The following is a 20,289-nucleotide window of genomic DNA, read 5'->3' as shown; positions in this document are numbered from 1 at the left end:
GCCTGTTGGCACCCTTTGAAAAGAGAGCTAGCGATTACTCACACTCGCCAAGATACTCGCCTTCAATCACGGTATTCATGCTCAGCTCACCCATGGGGGACTGGGTAAGGATATCGACGCTGCCTTCGATACGCTCGCCCATAAAACGCATTTCGCCATCGATGGTAGCTTCGCCACCCTCAGCGCGACACACCATGCTGTAGCTGAGACCGTCCGCATTCAGCTCCTGGTCGAGCAGCTCGCAGCCTTCTTCTTCCTCGATGAAGCCAAATTCAGCTCCCTCAAGCTCTTCCTGACTAATACACTGGCGCTCGGTTTCCGTTTGATCCGGAATTTCCATTTCGCCGGTGACGCTGGTTTTGCTCACAAACTCCCACTCACCAGCGGTGACATTGGGGGTTTCAGCCAACGCGACCATCGGAAAGGCCACTAGGGCCGCTACTGCCATGTTACGTAACATCATCGCTACTCTCGCTGCGTTGCTTTGGGAACTTAAATCCTGGGATATCCTACCTGATTCAATCCTACGATGCCCTACCCGACGACCACACTGCTACACTCATTGGGTAAGAAACTGATTTAGCGCATCCGCTATACAAGGTAGCCAACAATGCAAGGCGACGCCCTGGTCAATTATGACTTCCACTGCCCCTACTGCGATTCGCCGCTGACCTTTCTGATTGATACGTCACAGGGCAGCCATGATACCTGGGAGGATTGCCATCAATGCTGCGCGCCCATCCAGCTACAGATCATCGTCTCACCGGTGACCGGAGAACTCGATAGCGTCGTCGCCGGGCGCGACGACGACGTTCTATAGTTTGATTTAAACTTCTCGTAGAGCAGCCTTCCGCCGGGTCTCATTACGTCGCATAAGAAACCACGCCAACAGTGTCGCCAGCGATACCGTTAGGATGATCAATGTAGCAAGCGCATTGATCTTCGGCGACACCCCCATACGCACCGAAGAAAACACCACCATCGGCAGCGTATTGGCCCCTGGCCCGGAAACAAAGCTGGCGATCACCAGGTCATCCAGGGAGAGGGTAAACGCCAGCAGCCAGCCTGCAGCCAGCGCGGGGGTAATGATCGGCAGCGTGATAGAAAAGAAGGTTTTCACTGGAGGTGAGCCCAAATCCATGGCGGCCTCTTCAATGGAGTGATCCACTTCCCGCAGCCGCGCAGCCACCACGACAGCCACATAGGCACTGCAAAAGGTGGTGTGAGCAATCCAAATGGTTGCCATGCCCCGATCGGCTGGCCAGCCGGTAACCTGCGCCATCTGCACAAATAGTAGCAGCAGCGAAAGACCGGTGATGACTTCGGGCATTACCAGCGGCGCCGTGACCATGCTCGACAGCGCCGTTTTACCACGGAAGTGGCCATAGCGTGTCATTACAAAGGCTGCCACGGTGCCCAGGCAAACCGCCATGCTGGCCGCGAAAAACGCGATGCGCAGGCTCGTCCATACCGCCGACAAAATCTGCTGATCACGAAACAGCTCGCCGTACCACTGGGTGGAGAACCCCGCCCACACCGTGACCAGTTTCGAGGCGTTAAACGAATACACCACCAGCACAAACATTGGCAGGTAAAGAAACAGCAGGCCAAGCACCAGCATGACCGTTGAGAAGCTCGGCCGTCGCATGCTCATTATTCAAGCTCCTTGGACTGGTAACGATGAAACCAGACTATCGGCACCAGTAACAGCAGTAGCATCACCATGGCCAGCGCCGACGCCACGGGCCAGTCGCGGTTGAGAAAGAACTCCTCCCACAGCACTTTGCCGATCATTAGCGTATCAGGGCCGCCCAGCAGTTCAGGAATCACAAACTCCCCTACCGCAGGTATGAACACCAGCATCGAACCGGCCACAATGCCGCCCGTAGAGAGCGGCAAGGTGACTTTGATAAAGGTATTGAACTTGCGCGAGCCAAGATCTGCAGCGGCCTCTAACAACGAGTTATCCATGCGCGTTAAGTGGGCATATAGCGGCAGCACCATGAACGGCAAGTAGGCATAAACAATGCCAATAGTCACTGAAAACTGGGTATTCATCATGCGCAGCGGCGAATCAATCAGGCCAATCCCGATCAACAGGTTATTGATTAACCCACTGTTGCTTAGAATTCCCATCCAGGCATAGACACGAATCAAAAACGACGTCCATGACGGCAACATGACCAGCAGCAGTAACAGCAGTTGCCAGCGTGCTGGGGCTCGGGCCATGGCATACGCCATCGGGTAACCGAGCAACAAACAGGCCAGCGTGGCAATAAACGCCGTTTTCACTGAGCCCCAATAGGCGGCGATATACAACGAATCTGAGAGCAGAAAGAGATAATTGCCCAGATTAAGAAAGACATGCAGCGTCTGATCGGCGTACTCAAGCAGCGGGCCATAGGGCGGAATCGCAATCGCCGCTTCGGAGAGGCTGATTTTGAGCACCAGCGCAAAGGGCAGTAAAAAAAACAGCATCAGCCACACGAGCGGAAACGCGATCACTGCTCGGCGCCCCAGCTGCAAGCGTTTGAGCAGTGCTGAAGAACGAGATAACTTCATTAAAGGCAGTCTCCTCGCGGTAAGGAATGCGCCACTATCGCAATTCAAAACGTTAGCAGCTCAAGACGCTAGCGGTTCAAAACAATCGTACTGTGATCTTCCCAGTAGACATACACACTGTCTTCCCAGGTGGGTCGATCACCGCGACGCTCGGTATTGGCCATACTGACTTTAATGATCTGGCCCGACTGGGTGCGCACGTAGTAGAGCGAGAAACCGCCTAAATAGGCAATATCATCCACCTTGCCTTCTGCCCAGTTATATTCTGTTGTGGGTTTCTCGCGGGTTAGCCAGATTTTTTCAGGGCGCAGCGCGACCCAAACCCGCCGATTCGACGCCTGGGTGGTAATACCGTGGTCAATATAAATGGGCCGCTCGAGCGCGGGAGCGACGATGCGGCAGTGGTCAGCAGCATCTTCGCTAATCTCTCCTTCAAACAGATTCACCGTACCGACAAATTCCGCCACCATGCGGCTCACCGGGCTTTCATAAATATCGATCGGCGAGCCTATTTGTTCGATCCAGCCATCGGCCATGATCGCCACGCGGTCGGCCATGGTCATGGCCTCTTCCTGGTCGTGAGTGACCATAATGCAGGTAACACCCACCTGCTCGATGATCTCCACTACCTCTAGCTGCATTTCAGTGCGCAGTTTTTTATCCAGTGCGCCCATGGGCTCGTCTAACAGTAACAGTTTGGGCCGCTTGGCCAGCGAACGCGCCAGTGCTACACGCTGGCGCTGACCGCCAGAGAGTTGATGCGGTTTGCGCTTGGCAAAGCGCTCCATATGCACCAGCTTCAACATTTGCGCGACGCGAGCGTCGATATCCGCTTTGGGGAGCTTATCCTGCTTTAAACCAAAGGCAATATTCTGCGCCACCGTCATATGCGGAAATAGCGCATAGGACTGGAACATCATATTGATAGGCCGCTTGTGCGGAGGCATAGCGGTGATATTTTCACCGTCTAATAAAATACGGCCCTCAGAAGGAGTTTCAAACCCCGCCAACATCCTCAGCAGGGTTGATTTACCTGACCCGGAACCACCCAATAGCGCGAAAATTTCTCCGCGCTTAACCTGCAAATTGACATCATCCACCGCCAGCGCATCATCAAACCGCTTGCTTAAGCGTTTTACTTCCAGCACCACATCTTCAGCAAACCGCGGGGTTTTACCCTGGGGGCGCGACGAAGAAGGAGTGATTGGCGAAGCAGATGAAGGCTCGTTCGACAGGGGCGTAGTGACCATTCGCCACTCCCATCAAAAGGCCCGGCAATCCGGGCATTAAAAAAGACGAGCAGCGAGCCATAGAGAATTAACTCCAGGCTCGCCGTCGGATAAATGTCGGTTTAACGACCAGACTTTACGCGGTTCCAAATGCGCGTACGGGCACGCAGCACATCTTGAGGCTTTTCAGCCTGCACGTATAGGTTTTGCATGACCTCGGTTTCTGGGTAAATAGCCGGGTCATTGATGATTTCATCAGAGAGGTACTCATCGGCCGCCGCGTTAGGATTGGCATAACGCACGTACTCGGTAATTTCAGCAGCGATTTCCGGGTCAAGAATAAAGTTGATAAAGGCGTGAGCGTTTTCAGTATTAGGCGCATCGGCGGGTACTGCCATCATGTCGAACCAGAGCGCGGCGCCTTCTTTAGGAATGCTATAGGCGATGGTGAAATCTCGCCCTGCTTCTTCAGCACGATCGGCGGCCTGGAAAACATCACCCGAGTAACCAGCGGCCACGCAGATATCGCCATTCGCCAGATCGGACACATAGCGGGAAGAGTGAAAATAAGTCATGTCGTCGCGAACGTCGGCGATCAGTTCGCCAGCCGCTTCAATATCGTCCAGATTTTCACTCAGGGGATCAAACCCCAGGTACGCCATGGCGGGCGAGAGCATTTCATCGGCAGAGTCCAGCATCGACAAGCCGCAGCCCGCTTCGCTCAATGCAGCGGTTATTTCAGGATCAAACAGCAGTGCCCAACTATCTACCGGCGCGTCATCACCCAGAATTTCTTTTACCCTGTCAACGTTATAGCCGATCCCATTGGTGCCCCACATATAGGGAACCGAGTATTCGCTACCGGCGTCGATGGTTTCCAGGTTGGCCATCAGCTCGGGGTTGAGATTGTCTAAATTGGTTAGTAACTCATGGTTGAGCGGCTGAAAAACACCGGCTTTCACTTGGCGGGTAAAATAGTAGGTAGAAGGTACCACCACATCGTAGCCGGAACGCCCGGCGAGCAGTGCGGCATCCAAAATTTCATTGCTGTCATAAACGTCATAAGTCACTTCAATGCCGGTACGCTCGGTGAATTTTTCCAGCGTTTCCGGGGCAATGTAGTCTGACCAGTTAAATACCCGCACCTCTTCAGCGTGGGCAGCGCTAGCCGCTGCGGCGAATGAGATAGCCGCAACGGCCGCGGAAAGTTTGTGGATGTTCCCCATTATCACTGCTCCTGTTGTCTCAACTAGTCATTAAACAATTCAGCATTCACTAAACAATTCAGCCAAATGTTTTGCCAAGTGTCTTCATACCAAGTGCGCCCTGCTGCTGCCGGCAACAGCCCTCAGCGGCTAACAATAGCGTAGGCCATATTACTGACCGTGCGAATTTTGCGGTGCAGTGACGCCTACCGCAAGCCAATGTGAAAAATTCTTGTATTTTGCCCTACCGACCCCATTAAGTAGCTAGTAAAACAGGATCTTGTGGTACGCCAATAGGGCAATGCTATTGGCTAGATGGCTTTTTTTAATTTTAGACATTAGTCGCTAGCCGTTAGCATTAGCACTACTTTATAAATCCTTCGCTCATGACAACTGGAGATTATCTGAATGTCCTTGATCAACACTGAAGTAAAACCGTTTAAAGCCACTGCTTACCTGAATGGCGAATTCGTCGACGTAAGTGAAGCTGATCTGCAAGGCCAGTGGTCTATTTTCTTCTTCTACCCCGCCGATTTTACCTTTGTTTGCCCCACTGAGCTGGGCGATTTGGCCGATCACTATGCCGAGTTCAAGAAGCTGGGCGTTGAGATCTACAGCGTTTCGACCGATACCCACTTCACTCACAAAGCATGGCACGACAGCTCAGAGACCATCGGCAAGCTGCAGTACCCAATGATCGCCGATCCGACGCTACGGATTTCACGTAACTTCGAAGTGTTGATTGAAGAAGCGGGTCTTGCTGAGCGCGGCACATTCGTTGTCGACCCAGACGGTAAAATCCAAATTGTCGAAATCAACGCTGGCAATATCGGCCGTAACGCCGAAGAGCTGCTGCGTAAAGTGAAAGCCGCTCAATACGTTCGTGCCAACCCGAACGAAGTGTGCCCGGCTAAATGGAAAGAAGGCGAAGAAACGCTGGCACCTTCACTGGATCTTGTAGGCAAAATCTAAACCGCCTACGGCTTTCACGCGCTTGCTCTTATTTGCGTGGCGCAAGAGCGTGCAGGTTCAACGCCCGGGTTTCGCCCGGGCGTTCTGTTTTAAATTATTAATGATTAGCGCCGTCACACGCGTGTATTTAATACGTCTGTTACTTGCGAGGAAGCTACTGTCATGCTGGACGCCAATTTAAAATCCCAGTTAAAAGCGTATCTGGAAAAAGTGACTCAGCCGTTCGAGATCGTTGCCTCCCTCGATGACGGTGCCAAGTCACAAGAACTACTCGGCCTGCTTGAGGACATCAGCAGCCTGAGCGATCAGATTACCCTACACAGCGATGGCCAGGACGACCGCACGCCATCGTTTGCGATTAACCGCCCTGGTGAAGAAACTGGCGTGGTGTTTGCCGGTATCCCCATGGGCCACGAGTTCACGTCGCTGGTGTTGGCACTGCTGCAAGTCGGCGGTCATCCGCCTAAAACGTCTGCTGAGCTACTCGACCAAATCAAAGCCCTCGACGGCGAGATGCTTTTCGAGACTTACTACTCGCTCTCGTGCCAGAACTGCCCTGACGTGGTTCAAGCGCTTAACCTCATGGCTATCTTCAACCCGAACGTTCGTCACGTCGCTATTGACGGGGCACTGTTTCAGGACGAAGTTGAGTCGCGGGAAATCATGTCGGTGCCAAGCATCTATCTGAACGGTAAGCCGTTCGATCAAGGCCGTATGACCCTTGAGCAGATTTTGGCCAAAGTTGATACTGGTGCCGCCGAACGCGATGCCAAAAAGCTCAACGAGAAAGCCGCTTTCGATACGCTCGTCATTGGTGGTGGCCCGGCAGGCGCGGCGGCCGCCATTTACTCAGCACGCAAAGGCATTAACACCGGCATTGCCGCTGAGCGTTTCGGTGGTCAGGTGGCTGACACCATGGGAATTGAAAACTTTATCTCCGTTTCCCATACCGAAGGCCCCAAGCTAGTTAGCGCGCTTGAAGAGCACGTAAAAGATTACGAAGTCGATGTCATGAACCTGCAGCTTGCCACGGCGTTTAAAGCAGCCGAGGCGGAAGGTGGGCTGCACGAAGTCACCTTTGAGTCGGGTGCGACGCTTAAGAGCAAAACCCTGGTACTGGCGACGGGTGCCCGCTGGCGCGAAATGAACGTGCCCGGCGAACAGCAGTACCGCAACAAAGGGGTGGCTTACTGCCCTCACTGTGACGGCCCGCTGTTCAAAGGTAAGCGGGTAGCGGTGATTGGCGGCGGTAACTCTGGCGTTGAAGCGGCGATCGATCTGGCGGGTATTGTCGGCCATGTCACGCTCGTAGAGTTTATGGGTGAAATGCGTGCCGACGCGGTGCTGCAGAAAAAGCTCAAGAGTCTGCCTAACGTCGATATTATCCTCAACGCACAAACCACCGAAGTAACGGGCGATGGCAGCCGTGTGAATGGCTTGAACTATAAAGACCGCACGTCCGACGAGAGCAAATCCATCGCGCTGGAAGGCATTTTTGTTCAGATTGGTCTGGTGCCTAACACCGAGTGGTTGAAAGGCTCTCCGATTGAAATGACGCCCCGCGGTGAGATCATCGTCGATGCTCACGGTATGACATCCGTGCCCGGCGTCTTCGCCGCAGGCGATGTAACTACCGTGCCCTACAAGCAGATCATCATCGCCATGGGCGAAGGCGCCAAGGCATCGCTGGGTGCTTTCGACTATCTCATTCGAAACTGACAGTGGCGAAGAAAAGCCCGCTGACAAAAATGTCAGCGGGCTTTTTAGTGGGAGGGAGCTGCAGCTCGCGAAACCTTAGGCTATTCGCCTATGCCAATTACGAAGAAGACGGGATTTCCCCCAACACTTCAGGGATTGTCATCTTCACGTAGCGGCCCGGCGCAGGCTCAATAATGTTGAGTTCACCGTCCCCTGGTTGGCGCACGGACACCATTTTTTCGCTATTGGCATAGCCATTGTCGGTCATCCATGCCTGCCAGTGAGGCCACCAGGAGCCTTCCTGAGCCGTAGCACCTGCAAGCCACTCCTCATGGCTTTCGGGCAGTGTGTCGTTAGTCCAGTAGCTATACTTGTTCTTATGGGGTGGGTTGACGATACCTGCGATATGCCCCGAGCCGCCGAGCACAAAGGTCACCGGCCCCTTGGGTAGCAACGCCCCATAGTAGGTGCTGTTCCATTTGGCGATGTGGTCTTCTTTGGTGGAGATAAAATAGCTGGGCGCCGACACCTTGCGCAGATCAATTTTCACGCCATCCAGCTCAATGCCACCTGGCTCAACCAAGCGGTTCTCTAAATACATATGGCGTAAATACCAGGCATGGGTGCCTGCGGTTAAATTGGTACCATCAGTATTCCAGTAGAGTAGATCAAAGGCGGCAGGCGTCTCGCCCTTCAAATAGTTATTAATGTAGAACGACCAAAACAGATCATTCTCACGCAACAAATTGAAAGTGTAAGCCATCGAGCGGCCATCAAGGTAGCCCTTCGCTTCTAGCGTTTGTTCGATCCCTTCAACCACCCGCTCATTGAGAAATACGCCGATATCGCCAGGATCACGAAAATCCTGCAGCGTGGCCATATAGGTCACCGACTTTACTTTGCGCCCACGGCGGGTGCTGGTGAGGTACGCTACCGTAGATGCCGTTAACGTGCCGCCGACACAGTAGCTGAGGAGATTAACCGACTTCTCGCCGCAGGCCTGCTCGATAGCTTCTATCGCGCTGATCGGCCCCATCTGCATATAGTCGGCCCAGGTAATATCGCGCTGCTCCGGGCCAGGATTACGCCAGGAGATCAGGAACACCGTATGGCCCTGATCCACCAGCCACTTCACCATGGAATTATCTTCACGCAGATCGAGAATGTAGTACTTATTGATCCACGGCGGCACCATTAGCAATGGCGTTTTAAAGGTCTTTTCCGTCGTTGGCGTGTATTGGATCAACTGAATCAGTTCGTTTTCATACACCACTGAACCGGGCGTTACCGCTATGTTTTCGCCCACGCCAAAGGCGGCGCGGTCTGTCATGCGGACATTAATGCCTTCACCAGAGTTACCTAAATCTTCACGTAGACGGGCCAGACCATCCACTAGGTTTTGACCACGGGTTTCAATGGTGCAGCGCATGACCTCTGGATTGGTAGTTATAAAGTTAGTGGGCGCCATCGCGTTGACCAACTGGCGCGCGTAAAACATCAAGTTACGCTTCTGGGTTTCATCCAACCCACTTAAGTTTTCAACCAGCTCTTCCACCATCTGCGAGAACAGTAAGTACTGCTGCATAATGGCCATATAGTGGGGGTTTTGAGTCCAGGCTTCATCTTTGAAGCGACGGTCACTTTTAGCCGGGGTAATCAGCGGCGTTATTTGCTCGCCAGCCATGCCACGCAGGGCCTGTTGCCACAATAGCCACTGGTCTTGAAGCAAACGGTTCTGGGTTTCCCACAGCAGCGTAGGGTTTTGCATTAATGACTGAGCACCCGCTTCAAAGCTTTCACGCATATCACTGTAAATTGAGTCGGCGGCTTCACTGGGCGCAATACGGGAAAGCAGATCCTGCATCAATCCTTGGTACTGTTCGCTAATCTCTTTAAGCTGATTATTCCAGGCTTCAATTTCCTCTGGGGATAACCCTTCAGGCAGTCCTTGAGAAAGCCCTTCAGACAGGCTGTCAGATAGCCCTTGTGATATTGCCTGGAACGGATTGTGCCACGCTGACTGCATACTCATTCTCCCTACGCCTATCATCGGGCGCACCGACCACTTTGGCTATGTAAGCATATATAAATTAAAGCTTATAAATGCATCGCGGCGCCCTTGGGCGCCGCGATGAGGTCACTAATCAGCTTTTGCGCGATGACTGACTAGAGGCTTTGGCAGGTTGCTCGCTTTTTGTAGCCGCCTTGGCTTGCTCGGACATTTGCTGACCGGCTTCGCTGAACATTTTTTCCATTTCAGACTTAAACTGCAGGCTCATTTCGCTCATGACGCGCGCGTCTTCCTGCATCTGCTGGGAAAGCTCGTTCATCATTTCAGCTTGCTTGGTGCCGAAATCACGCAGGCTTTCTGCGTCTTGAATTTCAGTGGCGCTACGAATGCGCTCTGTACCCATCTGGCTGTAGCGCTTCATGGCTTCCAGCTGATACTGGGTCATTTTTTCCATGTTGTTGAGCATCAGCGAATTAATTTTACGCATGGGCTCAAACATTTGCTTAGTTTGGGCGTTGAAGGCGTCCATCATATTGTCTTGCATAGTGTCTGCTCCTGTTTAGTTCCTTGGCATGAGCCTTGGAGTGACTCATCGTGATGTAGCTTGTCTTGCCTTGATTTGCTGCACTGCAAAAAGAGTAGTCCCTGGCATGCTGCATTGCAACAGCGACACTGTTTTAAGTAGCTGCATTCAGTAACGCTGCAAAACGTCTCCGCATTGCCTCTCTCACATCGCCATTAGCGATCTTTCAATCCACTTCCCCACAATCTATTTTTGCCAGTCTATCGTTACTGATTTATGAATCACTGCGCTTGGATGTTGAACGTGTGCTTGAGCCGGAACGGGAGCGCGACGACGCTGTTGACTTGGCCTTACCACCACTACTGGTACTTTTATTGGCACTACTATTATTAGTACTGCTCGCCCTGGAACTCGCCGCACTGCTTTTAGAGCTGGTGTTACCACCCTGTTCAGCCGCACTGCTGTTAGACGAGGACGCACTAGTGGCATTAGTGCTGGCGCTGCCCGCTTGGCGCAACATATCCAGCATCATTTGCTGATAAGTGCCGAAGTTGGCTAGCCCTTGAGACAGTCCTTCAGATAGCCCTTGAGACAGTCCCTGCGAGAGCCCTTGCTGCATCATCGGCTGCTGGAGAAAGGGCCTCATAAGACTCATGGGGTCGTAGCCCTCTACCCCAGACTCCATTTGCCGCTGGATATTTTCCAGCAGGTTTTTCTGGAAAGCTTCGACATCCGGCAGACCCAGAGATTGGCGAAATTCGTCCGGGGTAAGATCAAATTCAACGTTAATCTTCATAGGCGGCTCCTGCACTGTTTTGTTTGAGTGTAGCAGTGAACTGCAAACCTCACCGTATTGCGCTAGCGCTGGGTTAAACGCGGCGTATCAACGCTCACCTCACTATTTTGGCCGCGATGACGCAGCCAGTGATCCAGCAACGTAATCGCCATCATCGCCTCAGCGATGGGCGTTGCGCGAATACCCACACAGGGGTCGTGACGCCCTTTGGTAATCACTTCGACGGCCTGTCCATGGATATCGATAGAGCGGCCAGGCGTGGTAATGCTGGACGTCGGTTTTAGCGCCAAACGAGCCACAATGGGTTGGCCGCTGGAAATACCGCCCAGCACGCCACCAGCATGATTGGAGAGAAAGCCTTCAGGCGTCATCTCGTCACGGTGTTCACTGCCCCGCTGAGCGACACAACCAAACCCTGCGCCTATCTCCACACCTTTTACCGCATTAATACTCATCAAACCATGCGCTAGGTCAGCATCCAGGCGGTCAAACACCGGTTCGCCTAGCCCTACCGGCACCCCTTCGGCAATCACGGTGATCTCAGCACCTACCGAATCCTGATCGCGGCGCAGCTGATCCATGTAGGCTTCCAGTTCTGCTACGCGCTCCGGGTCAGGGCAGAAAAAGGCATTTTGACCCACCGCTTCCCACTGTTTGAAATCAATCTTGATGGGGCCTAGCTGGCTCATATAACCGCGAATCTGAACACCTTGGGCGGCCAAATATTTCTTGGCAATCGCCCCTGCCGCCACTCGCATAGCGGTTTCACGGGCGCTGGAGCGCCCGCCGCCGCGGTAGTCACGGTGGCCATATTTATGGTGGTAGGTGTAATCCGCATGCGCTGGCCGAAACTGCTCTTTGATTTTTGAGTAGTCGTTAGAGCGCTGGTCGGTATTTTCGATTAACAGGCCAATAGAGGTGCCGGTGGTCTTGCCTTCAAACACCCCTGACAGGATGCGCACCTGATCAGGTTCTTTGCGCTGGGTAGTATGCCGCGAACTGCCCGGCCGACGGCGATCCAGATCATGCTGTAAATCTGCTTCGCTTAACGGTAACCCAGGCGGGCAGCCATCAACGATCGCGCCGAGCGCTGGGCCGTGACTCTCACCAAAGGTAGTGACGGTAAATAGTTTGCCAAACGTATTGCCAGACATGGCGATTAGTTCCTCACTGGAAAGACGCCACATGGGCGTCGAGTTCAGCGGCGCTCAAGGCAAATACGCCCTGGCCGCCACGCTCGAATTCAAGCCATAGGAAAGGCACGTCGGGAAACGCCGCTTCCACATGGCGATCAGAGTTGCCGACTTCTACGATCAGCCAACCCTCATCGGTTAGGTGTTCCCGCGCTTCACGGAGTATGCGCCGCACGATATCCAAGCCATCGCTGCCTGCCCCCAGTGCCAAGGAGGGTTCATGGCGGAACTCAGCAGGCATGGTGGCCAAGTCGCGGGCATCAACATAGGGCGGGTTGGAGACGATGAGATCAAAACGTCGACCTTCCAAGCCGCTGAATACATCCGATTCCACCGCTCGCACCCGGTCTCCCACATCATGGCGGGTAATATTTTGCCGTGCCACGGCCAGGGCATCCTGGCTGATATCTGCAAGCGCCACTTCACAAGTGGGCAAATAGAGTGCCGTAGCAATGCCGATACAACCGGAGCCAGTGCATAGATCCAGCACGCTAGCAGGCGGCTCTTCGGGAAACCAGGCAGCAAAGCCGTCTTCAATCAACTCGGCAATCGGCGAGCGCGGAATCAGCACGCGCTCGTCAACGCTAAACGGGTGACCGGCAAAGAAGCTCTCGCCGAGCAGATAAGGCAGCGGGCGGCGGGTGGTAACACGCTCCCGCGCCAGGGCAATAATCCGCTGACGCTCCACGGGCAGCAGCCGCGCCTCTAGCACACTGGGGTCGATATTCCACGGCAGGTGCAGCGCGCCCAAGCAGAGTGCCACCGCCTCATCCCAGGCAGAATCGGTACCATGGCCATAGTGCAGGCCCGCCAGATAAAACTCGCTGGAGACCCAGCGCAGGTAGTCGCGCAGCGTAAAGAGCTGGCTCACCAGCAACGACTCCGACAGGGAAAGGGTTGAGTGAGAATGCTCAACATTTAGATGCGTGGTCACAGCGGCTCCTGGTTAACGATAATCATGACTGCAGGCAATAGAACCTGAGCCATATGACGAATAAAAGATTGTACCTTTCACGCCGCCCGGTTCACAGCAACGCTCAGCCCGCTATACTGTGCTTCTTTAACTGATTCACCCGTGCTACCCCCATTTTTCTACCACCCGAGCCTGACATGACGCGACACCGCCACCTGCCGAATGATGACGATATCAGTGCCTTCCGCGACGCCTTGAAGGCGGCGGGGGTACGCCCTATCGCCACTAATCAGGCCGACCCAGGCAAACCCAAGCACGACGTTAAGGCCCATGAAGCACGGCGCAACGCGGCGGTTGAGAGCAGCGCCCCTCAATCCAGCGGGCGCACTTCGGATGGCCGGGTGGAAGCCGTGCGCCCCTCAGAGTACCTCGAGTTCAGCGTGCCCGACTTGCCATGGCGCACGTTTAGCCAGCTAAAGCGCGGCCAAACCGCATGGCAGGCGGGGCTTGATCTGCATGGCTATACGCTGGAGGAGGCCCGCACGGAGTTGGAGAGTTTTCTGCGTGATTCAGCGGGGCAAGGTCTGCGCTGTGTGCTGGTGGTGCATGGCAAAGCGTGGGGCACCACCTCTGATTTTCCTGTACTCAAAAGCCATACCAATACCTGGCTACGGGAGTGGCCGGGGGTGTTGGCGTTCTGCTCGGCCATCGATCTCGATGGTGGCACAGGGGCAGTGTACATCCTACTGCGCAAGCGGGGTCAGTAGCCGTTACTCGGTAGCATCGGAAGCGATACTGGGCATCCGGCGTTCCAGCGCTTCATCTGCCAAGTGGCGACCAAGGCGAATCAAATCTCGGCCCCGGTAAAATTCGTAAGTACTACACACCGTTTTGGGGATTTCGATCAGCACATCGGGTGGATACCCTGCCACTTTGTACTTGGCCAACGCCGCCTGGGTAATATCGAATGACTCCAAAATCATATCGAGCTTGCTCCACTCGCGCTTGCCGCGCGCTTCAGTGGTTTCTTCTAGCTCTTTGTCGTCGCTCTCCCCGTTTGCGCCATCACCATTGGCACCCAGCCCTGCCCACAGTTTTTGGGTAGCTGCGCGTACATCGCCTATCCAACTGCTCATGCGTTGATCGCGGTCGATCTCGCTTTGGGTGCGGCTATCGGCTTTTTCCTCCTCTTTAGGCAGTAACTCATCCAAGGTCACCGGCAACGGGCTATGGGCAGTCACATTAACCGCTACCACAAAGTCTGCTTGGTGCGCGGCTACCATAGGCATAATCGGCAGCGGGTTGAGCAGCCCGCCATCCACCAGCACCTGCTCGCCCAGATGAACAGGGGTTATAACACCCGGCACGGCCATTGAGGCACGAATCGCCTGCAGCAAAGGGCCACTTTGAAACCACACTTCCCGTTGCCGCACCAGGTCTGTCGCTACCGTGGTGACGGGGATCGCTAGGTCTTCAATCAGAATATCGCCGACCAGCGCTTCCAGTTTGCTCATGACCTTGCTTGCACGCATCGCCCCCATCGAGCTCCAGGTTACGTCAACCAGTTTGAGCACATCCAGGTAGTCGAGTTGACACACCCAGTCACGGTATTCAGGCAGCTTACCCGCGGCATAAATACCGCCAATCACTGCGCCCATTGAACACCCCGATACGGCAATAATTTCGAACCCCCGCGCCTCCAGCGCTTCGATCACGCCGATATGCGCGTAGCCACGGGCACCACCGCTGCCCAATACCAGAGCGACTTTATTGCCACTGCTCACGTGAGCCAATTCATTCATGCTGCGTTCCCTCCCTTAAACGGCACCAGTGTTACCCCAGTGAGTGCCGATAACCGTGGCAACTTGCGCCACTGCTCTAGGCTCCAAGTGTAAATGGTGGCCCCCCTTGAGCACTTTTCGGGTTAATCCTTTGACCGCTTGCCGTGCCTCTTGAGCCCATTGGCGCTCGCCTAAAATTCCCTGCTCGCCTTCTATCAATAGCAGCGGTGCGTTAATTTCCGCCAGTAGCGATAGCACTTGCTGAGGGGTAAAGCGCACCAGGGACGGCTTCAGTAACCGGCTGTCGGTGCGCATTTGCACATGACCATCAGCAGTAGGCTGGGTGTTACGCTCTACTAGCGGCGTTGCCGTGATGCTATCCAGCGGCGTGACCCCGCCTGCAACACGCGCAGCAACGGCACTCTCGATATCGGGGTAACGCGGCGCTCGTGACAGCGGCCGACGGTAGGCTGTAAGCCCCTTACGCAGCTGGCTGGCGGTCTCTTCAATGGGTGTATTGAGCGCCCCAAGTCCATCAATCAGCGTTAGCCGCTCGACGCGTTCGGGTAACGAAGCGGCGAGCAAGCAGGCCACTGCCGCCCCCATGGAATGGGCCAGTAAGCTGGTTTGCTCCAGCCCCAAGGACTCCATGGCATCCAATACATCATGGCAATAATCCCAAAGAGCATAGTCGCATAAGGCATAGTCACCGCCCTGTGGCGCGTGTGCCGAATGACCATGGCCGCGAAAATCCAGCGCCACAATACGAATATCCAACGCCTCGACCAACAGCGGGGCTAACCGGGTAAAGCTGGCCGCATTATCCAGCCAGCCGTGTAAGGCTAACCAGGTTGGGGCGTCAGCACGCCCCCAGCTCAGCGCCGCTAAGCGTCCTTGGGCAAGTGAAAGCGGCTTTGGCGCAACAGAGAGCGCTACCGGGGTGATTTGGGGCATAGAGTAACAGTCCTGAATAAACAGCTAATGATCCTGAACGAACGGTCGCGTCACTGGATCAGTAAGATGACGGCGCAGACGACAAACGTTACCATGCTAGGCATATTTTACTTCAACCTTGTACTTAACATTGTACTTAACACTGTATTGGTGCCGTTATGAAACCACGTCGTGATACCCGCGCCCGTAATCTGGTCTTTTTTGTAGCTGTCATCAGCGCCACCGTCGTCGGTTTTTGGCTGGCCCGCTGATTCATGAGTCGTCAAATCCTCACCGGATTAAGCTTCACCCAGTAGGCCGAGGCTGGCTGCCGGCGCTTGGCGGCGCAACCCCCGCGAAAGCGCATGCCCAATGACACCGATCAATAGCGCCCCGCCAACGGGAAGGAAAACCCATAGTCCCAGGTGCAAACGCGGGGTGAGATCCAGCAGGTAAATATACAGTACGGCCGAGGTTAGCTCCGCAAGTATTGCGCCCATCAAACCACTGGCAAAACCCAACAGCGCGTACTCGGCCCCCTGTACCCGTGAAATCATTCTGCTGCCTGCGCCAAATACGCGCAGTAGGCCGCTTTCATGGGCACGCACCGGGCGGCTTGCGGTCAGCGCGGCATACAGCACGCTAATCCCTGCCAGTAGCACCAAGGCGAGCACCAACTCCACTGCCCGGGTGACCTGGGCAAGCACATCCCGCACCTGACCTAAAATCGCGTCCACATTAAGCAACGAGACGCCTGGGAAGTCGGTGATCAGCTCACGAATCAGTCCCTGTTCCGCGTCTGGCAGGTGAAAAGCGGTGATGTAACTATGGCCAAACTGCTCCAGCACGCCCGGCGGGAAAATAACGAAGAAATTAGGCTGGAAGCTATCCCAATTCAGACTGCGCAGGCTGGTAATTTGGGTAGTGATCTCGTCGCTACCCACCGAGAAGGTCATCTCATCACCAATGCTTAGCCCAAGCCTTTCGGCGAGCCCATCCTCCATTGAAATGGGCACAGGCCCCGACTGTGGTGTTGCCTCCACGGCACTCATCCAGCCTTGGCTTTCATCGCTGCTCTCACTGCCTGAGTTGCTACCCAGCTGCGCTGGCGTGAACCACTCGCCAGCCACCACTTGGTTGCCTTCTGGCACTTCAGATTGCCAAGTAAGGTTGAGCTCACGACGCAGTGAGTTGTCGCCACGGGCATCCGGCGGCACGGCCTCTCTGGGTGGCTGATCATTGATCGCTATCACTCGCCCACGCACCATCGGGTAGAGGGTGCTTTGGGTTTCCACCCGTGGTGAAACCGCCGCTTCAAAAGGGTCACGCTCGGAAGGCTGAATATTGATGGCAAAGTAGTTAGGCGTATTTTCAGGCAGTTGATCCTGCCAGGTGCTTAGCAAATCGCCACGCACCAAGACAATCATCGCCATGGCAAAGAAGGTCACCGAGAAGGCCAGCAACTGACCTAGACCCGCTTGGCGACGCCGTGCCAATTGACGGCCGCCTAAGCGAAGTGCCTGTGACCACTCACTGCGCCCTGAGAACCGCTGCACAACACGCAGTAAGCCGCTAAGTAATAAGGCACTAATTATCCAAAGCACACCAAGCAGCAGCGCACCACCGATCAATAATCCAATCGCCAGTGGCAGGCTACCCGAGTAGAGCCAAAGCAACCCACCAAACACGATGCTCGCTACGCCAACGACCAGCCAAGCCGATGGCGGCAGTGGATCTAGCTCACGACGCAGTACTTTTAGTGCGCTGACTTGCTTGATACGCAACAGCGTTGGCCCGGCAAACCCAACCAGCACGGCAAGCGCGGTGAAGACCCCCAACCCTAGTGGCATCAGCCCCGGTGGCGGAAGTGTCATGGGTAGAAAACTCACCAATAGCCAAATCAGCACCGCTTGGCCAAGAAGGCCAAGCAGCGCTCCAATGACTGCCGCGACCAGTGCCAAGCCGAGTAACTGAAGGGTGAAAATCGTCACTAACTGACGCTGGCTGGCACCAAAACAGCGCAGTAGCGCAGCGGTATCCAAATGGCGCTCGACATAACGCCGGGTAGACATTGCCACGGCCACACCCGCCAGCAATACCGCCGCTAACCCGGCTAGCCCCAGGTAGCTTTCTGCCCGCTGTAACGCATTGCCAACCTGGGGACGGTCAACGCGAACATCCCGCACCTCTACCCCATTGCGGCGTAGCTCAGCAAGTAAGCCTTGTACTTGATCGAGCGCCTCCGGCGGGCCTGCGGCTAGAATTTCAAACTCAATCCGCGAGCCCTCTTGAACCAGGCCCGTTGCCTCGACATCTGCCGTATTGAGCATCAAGCGCGGGTTAAAACTACCAAAACCACCGGACTGATCCGCTTCGCGCTCAATGATCCCCGTTACGGCCAGTTCAGTTTGACCCACCTGTACTCGATCACCCAGCTCGATTTCGACCAGTTCCATCAAGCGTGGATCCGCCCACGCCTCCCCTGGCGGCGGACCAGAAGCAGTTTGCTCGGTGCCATTGCCAAAGTCCACGTAGGAGACACCGTAGTGAGGGTAGACTTCATCCACGGCTTTTAAGCTGGCAGGCTGAAAGCGCCCCTCGCGGCTAATCATCGACACCAAGTCCACTTGATCGCTAAGCACAAAACCAGCGTTTTCCAAGCGCTCTCTCAGCTCCTCGGAAAAAGGATCACGCTGCTCTAGCACCAGGTCACCGCCCAGCATCTGCCCTGCCTGGCGCTCCAGACCGCGCTCTAACCGATCAAGAAAAAACGCAATCATGGTGGAGGCCGCGACAGCCAATACCAGGGCAATAAATAGCGCACGCACATCAGCTGCGCGCAGATCCCGCTTGAGGCTGCGCATCGCCAAACGCCAATTCACATCACTCATTGCGCGCCCTCATCAATCGAAGCGGCAGTTGGTACGATGTTTTCAAGTACGGCTTCTAACTTGCCATGATCTAACCGCAAGCAGCGATCGCAGCGCCGCGCCAAGGCGTGGTCGTGAGTAACCAGAATAAGCGTAGTGCCCGCCTCATGGTTGAGCTGGAAGAGCAGATCTATGACTTGCCCACCGGTATCCGGATCCAGGTTGCCGGTGGGCTCATCAGCAAATACCAGCTCGGGGTCGGTCACGAAAGCACGCGCCACGGCAACGCGCTGCTGCTCGCCGCCGGAAAGCTGTTTGGGTAAGTGGTTCACTCGCTCACCAAGCCCAACACGCTCCAACCACTGAGCTGCAGTTTGCGTTTCCCCGGCGCGGGGCGATAATTCAAGGGGCAACATGACGTTTTCAAGCGCGCTCAAAGTGGGCAGCAATTGAAAGTTCTGGAACACAAAGCCTACTCGTCCGGCACGCAGCGCTGCTCGACCATCTTCATCCAAACGGCTTAATGCGTGTCCAAACAGCGTTAGTTCACCGTCGCTTGGCGTATCAAGACCCGCTAATAGCCCCAAGAGCGTTGATTTACCCGCACCGCTCTTACCCAGAATCGCTACGCTCTCTCCCGCCGCTACGCTCAGCGACAGGTCGTGTAAGATGGTGAGCGAGCGTTCACCGCTGGTGACTTTTTTAGAAAGTTTGTCAGCGTGCAGCACGGCTTGCCTAACAGTGCCGCGGGGAACATCGGCTACCGCTTGGTTGTCGGTAGTAGCTTGGCGCTCACCTTGGGATGCCTCGCTCGACATGGATATATCCGTAGCAGCATTGGCAGCTTTATCTAAGGAGCTTGAACTTGAAGAGTTTGAACTTGAGGAATAAGACATGAAGCGTGGCATCCCTATGGCATGGCATGGACTGAACCGCATGGTAACCGGATGGCTGGTGCTGCTGATAGTCACCTTTGCCTCATCATCTATCAACGCAGAGCCTGTCAACGCAGACACAAACCCGGGCCCCACCCTGCTGGTGATGGGTGATAGCTTAAGCGCCGCTTACGGCATAGAGCGTGATCAGGGCTGGGTGAACCTACTGGAAGAACGCTTGGAAGGTGATGCCCAAGTCATTAACGCCAGCATTAGTGGTGAAACGACGTCCGGCGGATTACAAAGGTTTACTGACCTTATCGGACAGCGGCAGCCGGATATTGTTCTCATCGAACTAGGTGGCAACGATGGTCTACGCGGCTTATCACCTAATCAAATGCAGGCAAACCTAGCCAGTATGATTGAGCAGAGTCAAGACGCAGGTGCTCAGGTGCTGCTGCTAGGGATCGATATCCCGCCTAACTATGGCCAAGCGTACCGAGACGCCTTCACCGGGGTTTTCCACTCGCTGGCGGAAGAGTATGACGTTTCCCTAGTGCCTTTTTTATTGGAGGATATCGCCCTGAACGAGGCGTTAATGCAGAGCGATGGCATTCACCCTACCGCCGATGCTCAGCCGATTATCCTCGACAATATATGGCCCGAACTTGAGCCGCTAATTGAACCCCTATTAGAAACCACGCATCAGGCAGCGGTTCAATAACCTC

The 20,289-nt window shown here is 54.8% G+C and carries 19 protein-coding genes; 5 read left to right on the top strand and 14 right to left on the bottom strand.

All coding sequences use genetic code 11. The features are described 5' to 3' along the window. Nucleotides 1-34 precede the first annotated feature (34 nt). Complete coding sequence (locus K7H09_RS01585) at nucleotides 35-463, bottom strand: DUF3617 domain-containing protein (protein ID WP_022522778.1); 429 nt, start codon at nucleotides 461-463, stop codon at nucleotides 35-37. Between the two features lie 147 nt (nucleotides 464-610). On the opposite strand from K7H09_RS01585, the gene K7H09_RS01580 reads away from it, so the two are divergent. Continuing rightward, nucleotides 611-820: a CPXCG motif-containing cysteine-rich protein gene (locus K7H09_RS01580; RefSeq protein WP_230803266.1), complete on the top strand. Its 210-nt coding sequence runs from the start codon at nucleotides 611-613 to the stop codon at nucleotides 818-820. A gap of 6 nt (nucleotides 821-826) precedes the next feature. Here the strand turns inward: K7H09_RS01580 and K7H09_RS01575 are convergent, their stop codons facing one another. The 4 genes from K7H09_RS01575 to K7H09_RS01560 form a co-directional block, all read right to left on the bottom strand. After that, nucleotides 827-1,654 carry an ABC transporter permease subunit gene (locus K7H09_RS01575; RefSeq protein WP_230803264.1) on the bottom strand — a complete coding sequence of 276 codons (828 nt, stop codon included), beginning with the start codon at nucleotides 1,652-1,654 and terminating at the stop codon, nucleotides 827-829. Beyond that, the gene (locus K7H09_RS01570; protein ID WP_027958411.1) at nucleotides 1,654-2,562 is read right to left on the bottom strand and encodes an ABC transporter permease subunit; all 909 of its coding nucleotides are present in this window, start codon (nucleotides 2,560-2,562) and stop codon (nucleotides 1,654-1,656) included. The genes K7H09_RS01575 and K7H09_RS01570 overlap by 1 nt, the downstream gene beginning before the upstream one ends. A 68-nt stretch (nucleotides 2,563-2,630) precedes the next feature. Next, nucleotides 2,631-3,812 carry an ABC transporter ATP-binding protein gene (locus K7H09_RS01565; protein WP_027958410.1) on the bottom strand — a complete coding sequence of 394 codons (1,182 nt, stop codon included), beginning with the start codon at nucleotides 3,810-3,812 and terminating at the stop codon, nucleotides 2,631-2,633. Between the two features lie 101 nt (nucleotides 3,813-3,913). Further along, entirely contained in the window at nucleotides 3,914-5,017 is a 1,104-nt protein-coding gene (locus K7H09_RS01560) for a polyamine ABC transporter substrate-binding protein (RefSeq protein ID WP_022522773.1), read from the bottom strand. A gap of 387 nt (nucleotides 5,018-5,404) precedes the next feature. On the opposite strand from K7H09_RS01560, the gene ahpC reads away from it, so the two are divergent. Together ahpC and ahpF are read left to right on the top strand one after the other, a co-directional pair. Then, complete coding sequence (ahpC, locus tag K7H09_RS01555; RefSeq protein ID WP_190372951.1) at nucleotides 5,405-5,968, top strand: alkyl hydroperoxide reductase subunit C; 564 nt, start codon at nucleotides 5,405-5,407, stop codon at nucleotides 5,966-5,968. A gap of 162 nt (nucleotides 5,969-6,130) precedes the next feature. Beyond that, complete coding sequence (ahpF, locus tag K7H09_RS01550) at nucleotides 6,131-7,687, top strand: alkyl hydroperoxide reductase subunit F (RefSeq protein WP_161463666.1); 1,557 nt, start codon at nucleotides 6,131-6,133, stop codon at nucleotides 7,685-7,687. A 97-nt stretch (nucleotides 7,688-7,784) separates the two neighbouring features. Here ahpF and phaC read toward each other — a convergent pair whose 3' ends face one another. From phaC to prmB, 5 genes are all read right to left on the bottom strand, one after another. Further along, complete coding sequence (gene phaC / locus K7H09_RS01545; protein ID WP_230803262.1) at nucleotides 7,785-9,692, bottom strand: class I poly(R)-hydroxyalkanoic acid synthase; 1,908 nt, start codon at nucleotides 9,690-9,692, stop codon at nucleotides 7,785-7,787. A 118-nt stretch (nucleotides 9,693-9,810) separates the two neighbouring features. Then, on the bottom strand, nucleotides 9,811-10,221 hold the full coding sequence (locus tag K7H09_RS01540) for a phasin family protein (RefSeq protein ID WP_007113285.1): 411 nt from the start codon (nucleotides 10,219-10,221) through the stop codon (nucleotides 9,811-9,813). A gap of 253 nt (nucleotides 10,222-10,474) precedes the next feature. Then, complete coding sequence (locus K7H09_RS01535; RefSeq protein WP_230803260.1) at nucleotides 10,475-10,996, bottom strand: hypothetical protein; 522 nt, start codon at nucleotides 10,994-10,996, stop codon at nucleotides 10,475-10,477. Between the two features lie 62 nt (nucleotides 10,997-11,058). Then, on the bottom strand, nucleotides 11,059-12,150 hold the full coding sequence (aroC, locus tag K7H09_RS01530) for a chorismate synthase (protein ID WP_053857021.1): 1,092 nt from the start codon (nucleotides 12,148-12,150) through the stop codon (nucleotides 11,059-11,061). 13 nt (nucleotides 12,151-12,163) lie between these two features. Further along, nucleotides 12,164-13,123, bottom strand: coding sequence for a 50S ribosomal protein L3 N(5)-glutamine methyltransferase (gene prmB / locus K7H09_RS01525; RefSeq protein ID WP_009287957.1), 960 nt, complete (start codon nucleotides 13,121-13,123; stop codon nucleotides 12,164-12,166). Between the two features lie 176 nt (nucleotides 13,124-13,299). On the opposite strand from prmB, the gene K7H09_RS01520 reads away from it, so the two are divergent. Next, nucleotides 13,300-13,869 (top strand): Smr/MutS family protein, encoded by a 570-nt coding sequence (locus K7H09_RS01520; RefSeq protein WP_230803258.1) that lies wholly within the window; start codon nucleotides 13,300-13,302, stop codon nucleotides 13,867-13,869. Nucleotides 13,870-13,872: 3 nt separating this feature from the next. Here the strand turns inward: K7H09_RS01520 and K7H09_RS01515 are convergent, their stop codons facing one another. The 4 genes from K7H09_RS01515 to K7H09_RS01500 form a co-directional block, all read right to left on the bottom strand. Further along, entirely contained in the window at nucleotides 13,873-14,904 is a 1,032-nt protein-coding gene (locus K7H09_RS01515; protein WP_027958403.1) for a patatin-like phospholipase family protein, read from the bottom strand. A gap of 15 nt (nucleotides 14,905-14,919) precedes the next feature. Continuing rightward, nucleotides 14,920-15,837, bottom strand: a complete 918-nt coding sequence (locus tag K7H09_RS01510) for an alpha/beta fold hydrolase (RefSeq protein WP_230803256.1) — start codon at nucleotides 15,835-15,837, stop codon at nucleotides 14,920-14,922. A 278-nt stretch (nucleotides 15,838-16,115) separates the two neighbouring features. Continuing rightward, nucleotides 16,116-18,707 carry an ABC transporter permease gene (locus K7H09_RS01505; protein ID WP_230803254.1) on the bottom strand — a complete coding sequence of 864 codons (2,592 nt, stop codon included), beginning with the start codon at nucleotides 18,705-18,707 and terminating at the stop codon, nucleotides 16,116-16,118. After that, nucleotides 18,704-19,504 carry an ABC transporter ATP-binding protein gene (locus tag K7H09_RS01500; protein WP_022522761.1) on the bottom strand — a complete coding sequence of 267 codons (801 nt, stop codon included), beginning with the start codon at nucleotides 19,502-19,504 and terminating at the stop codon, nucleotides 18,704-18,706. Before K7H09_RS01500 ends, K7H09_RS01505 begins: the two co-directional genes overlap by 4 nt. A gap of 76 nt (nucleotides 19,505-19,580) precedes the next feature. On the opposite strand from K7H09_RS01500, the gene K7H09_RS01495 reads away from it, so the two are divergent. Further along, complete coding sequence (locus tag K7H09_RS01495; RefSeq protein WP_230803253.1) at nucleotides 19,581-20,285, top strand: arylesterase; 705 nt, start codon at nucleotides 19,581-19,583, stop codon at nucleotides 20,283-20,285. Nucleotides 20,286-20,289 lie beyond the last annotated feature (4 nt).

The organism is Halomonas sp. IOP_14 (assembly GCF_021021315.1).
GTDB classification, from domain to species: domain Bacteria; phylum Pseudomonadota; class Gammaproteobacteria; order Pseudomonadales; family Halomonadaceae; genus Vreelandella; species Vreelandella titanicae.
Note: the sequence above shows the minus strand (reverse complement) of the source record. Positions and strands in the feature narration are given on the sequence as shown.

Coding starts and splice junctions, on each gene's coding strand:
- K7H09_RS01510 (WP_230803256.1), bottom strand. CDS start 15,837: ATGCCCCAAATCACCCCGGTAGCGCTCTCTGTTGCGCCAAAGCCGCTT.
- K7H09_RS01520 (WP_230803258.1), top strand. CDS start 13,300: ATGACGCGACACCGCCACCTGCCGAATGATGACGATATCAGTGCCTTC.
- K7H09_RS01515 (WP_027958403.1), bottom strand. CDS start 14,904: ATGAATGAATTGGCTCACGTGAGCAGTGGCAATAAAGTCGCTCTGGTA.
- ahpC (WP_190372951.1), top strand. CDS start 5,405: ATGTCCTTGATCAACACTGAAGTAAAACCGTTTAAAGCCACTGCTTAC.
- K7H09_RS01505 (WP_230803254.1), bottom strand. CDS start 18,707: ATGAGTGATGTGAATTGGCGTTTGGCGATGCGCAGCCTCAAGCGGGAT.
- K7H09_RS01570 (WP_027958411.1), bottom strand. CDS start 2,562: ATGAAGTTATCTCGTTCTTCAGCACTGCTCAAACGCTTGCAGCTGGGG.
- K7H09_RS01500 (WP_022522761.1), bottom strand. CDS start 19,504: ATGTCGAGCGAGGCATCCCAAGGTGAGCGCCAAGCTACTACCGACAAC.
- K7H09_RS01535 (WP_230803260.1), bottom strand. CDS start 10,996: ATGAAGATTAACGTTGAATTTGATCTTACCCCGGACGAATTTCGCCAA.
- aroC (WP_053857021.1), bottom strand. CDS start 12,150: ATGTCTGGCAATACGTTTGGCAAACTATTTACCGTCACTACCTTTGGT.
- K7H09_RS01560 (WP_022522773.1), bottom strand. CDS start 5,017: ATGGGGAACATCCACAAACTTTCCGCGGCCGTTGCGGCTATCTCATTC.
- K7H09_RS01585 (WP_022522778.1), bottom strand. CDS start 463: ATGATGTTACGTAACATGGCAGTAGCGGCCCTAGTGGCCTTTCCGATG.
- K7H09_RS01565 (WP_027958410.1), bottom strand. CDS start 3,812: ATGGTCACTACGCCCCTGTCGAACGAGCCTTCATCTGCTTCGCCAATC.
- K7H09_RS01575 (WP_230803264.1), bottom strand. CDS start 1,654: ATGAGCATGCGACGGCCGAGCTTCTCAACGGTCATGCTGGTGCTTGGC.
- K7H09_RS01495 (WP_230803253.1), top strand. CDS start 19,581: ATGAAGCGTGGCATCCCTATGGCATGGCATGGACTGAACCGCATGGTA.
- phaC (WP_230803262.1), bottom strand. CDS start 9,692: ATGCAGTCAGCGTGGCACAATCCGTTCCAGGCAATATCACAAGGGCTA.
- ahpF (WP_161463666.1), top strand. CDS start 6,131: ATGCTGGACGCCAATTTAAAATCCCAGTTAAAAGCGTATCTGGAAAAA.
- K7H09_RS01580 (WP_230803266.1), top strand. CDS start 611: ATGCAAGGCGACGCCCTGGTCAATTATGACTTCCACTGCCCCTACTGC.
- K7H09_RS01540 (WP_007113285.1), bottom strand. CDS start 10,221: ATGCAAGACAATATGATGGACGCCTTCAACGCCCAAACTAAGCAAATG.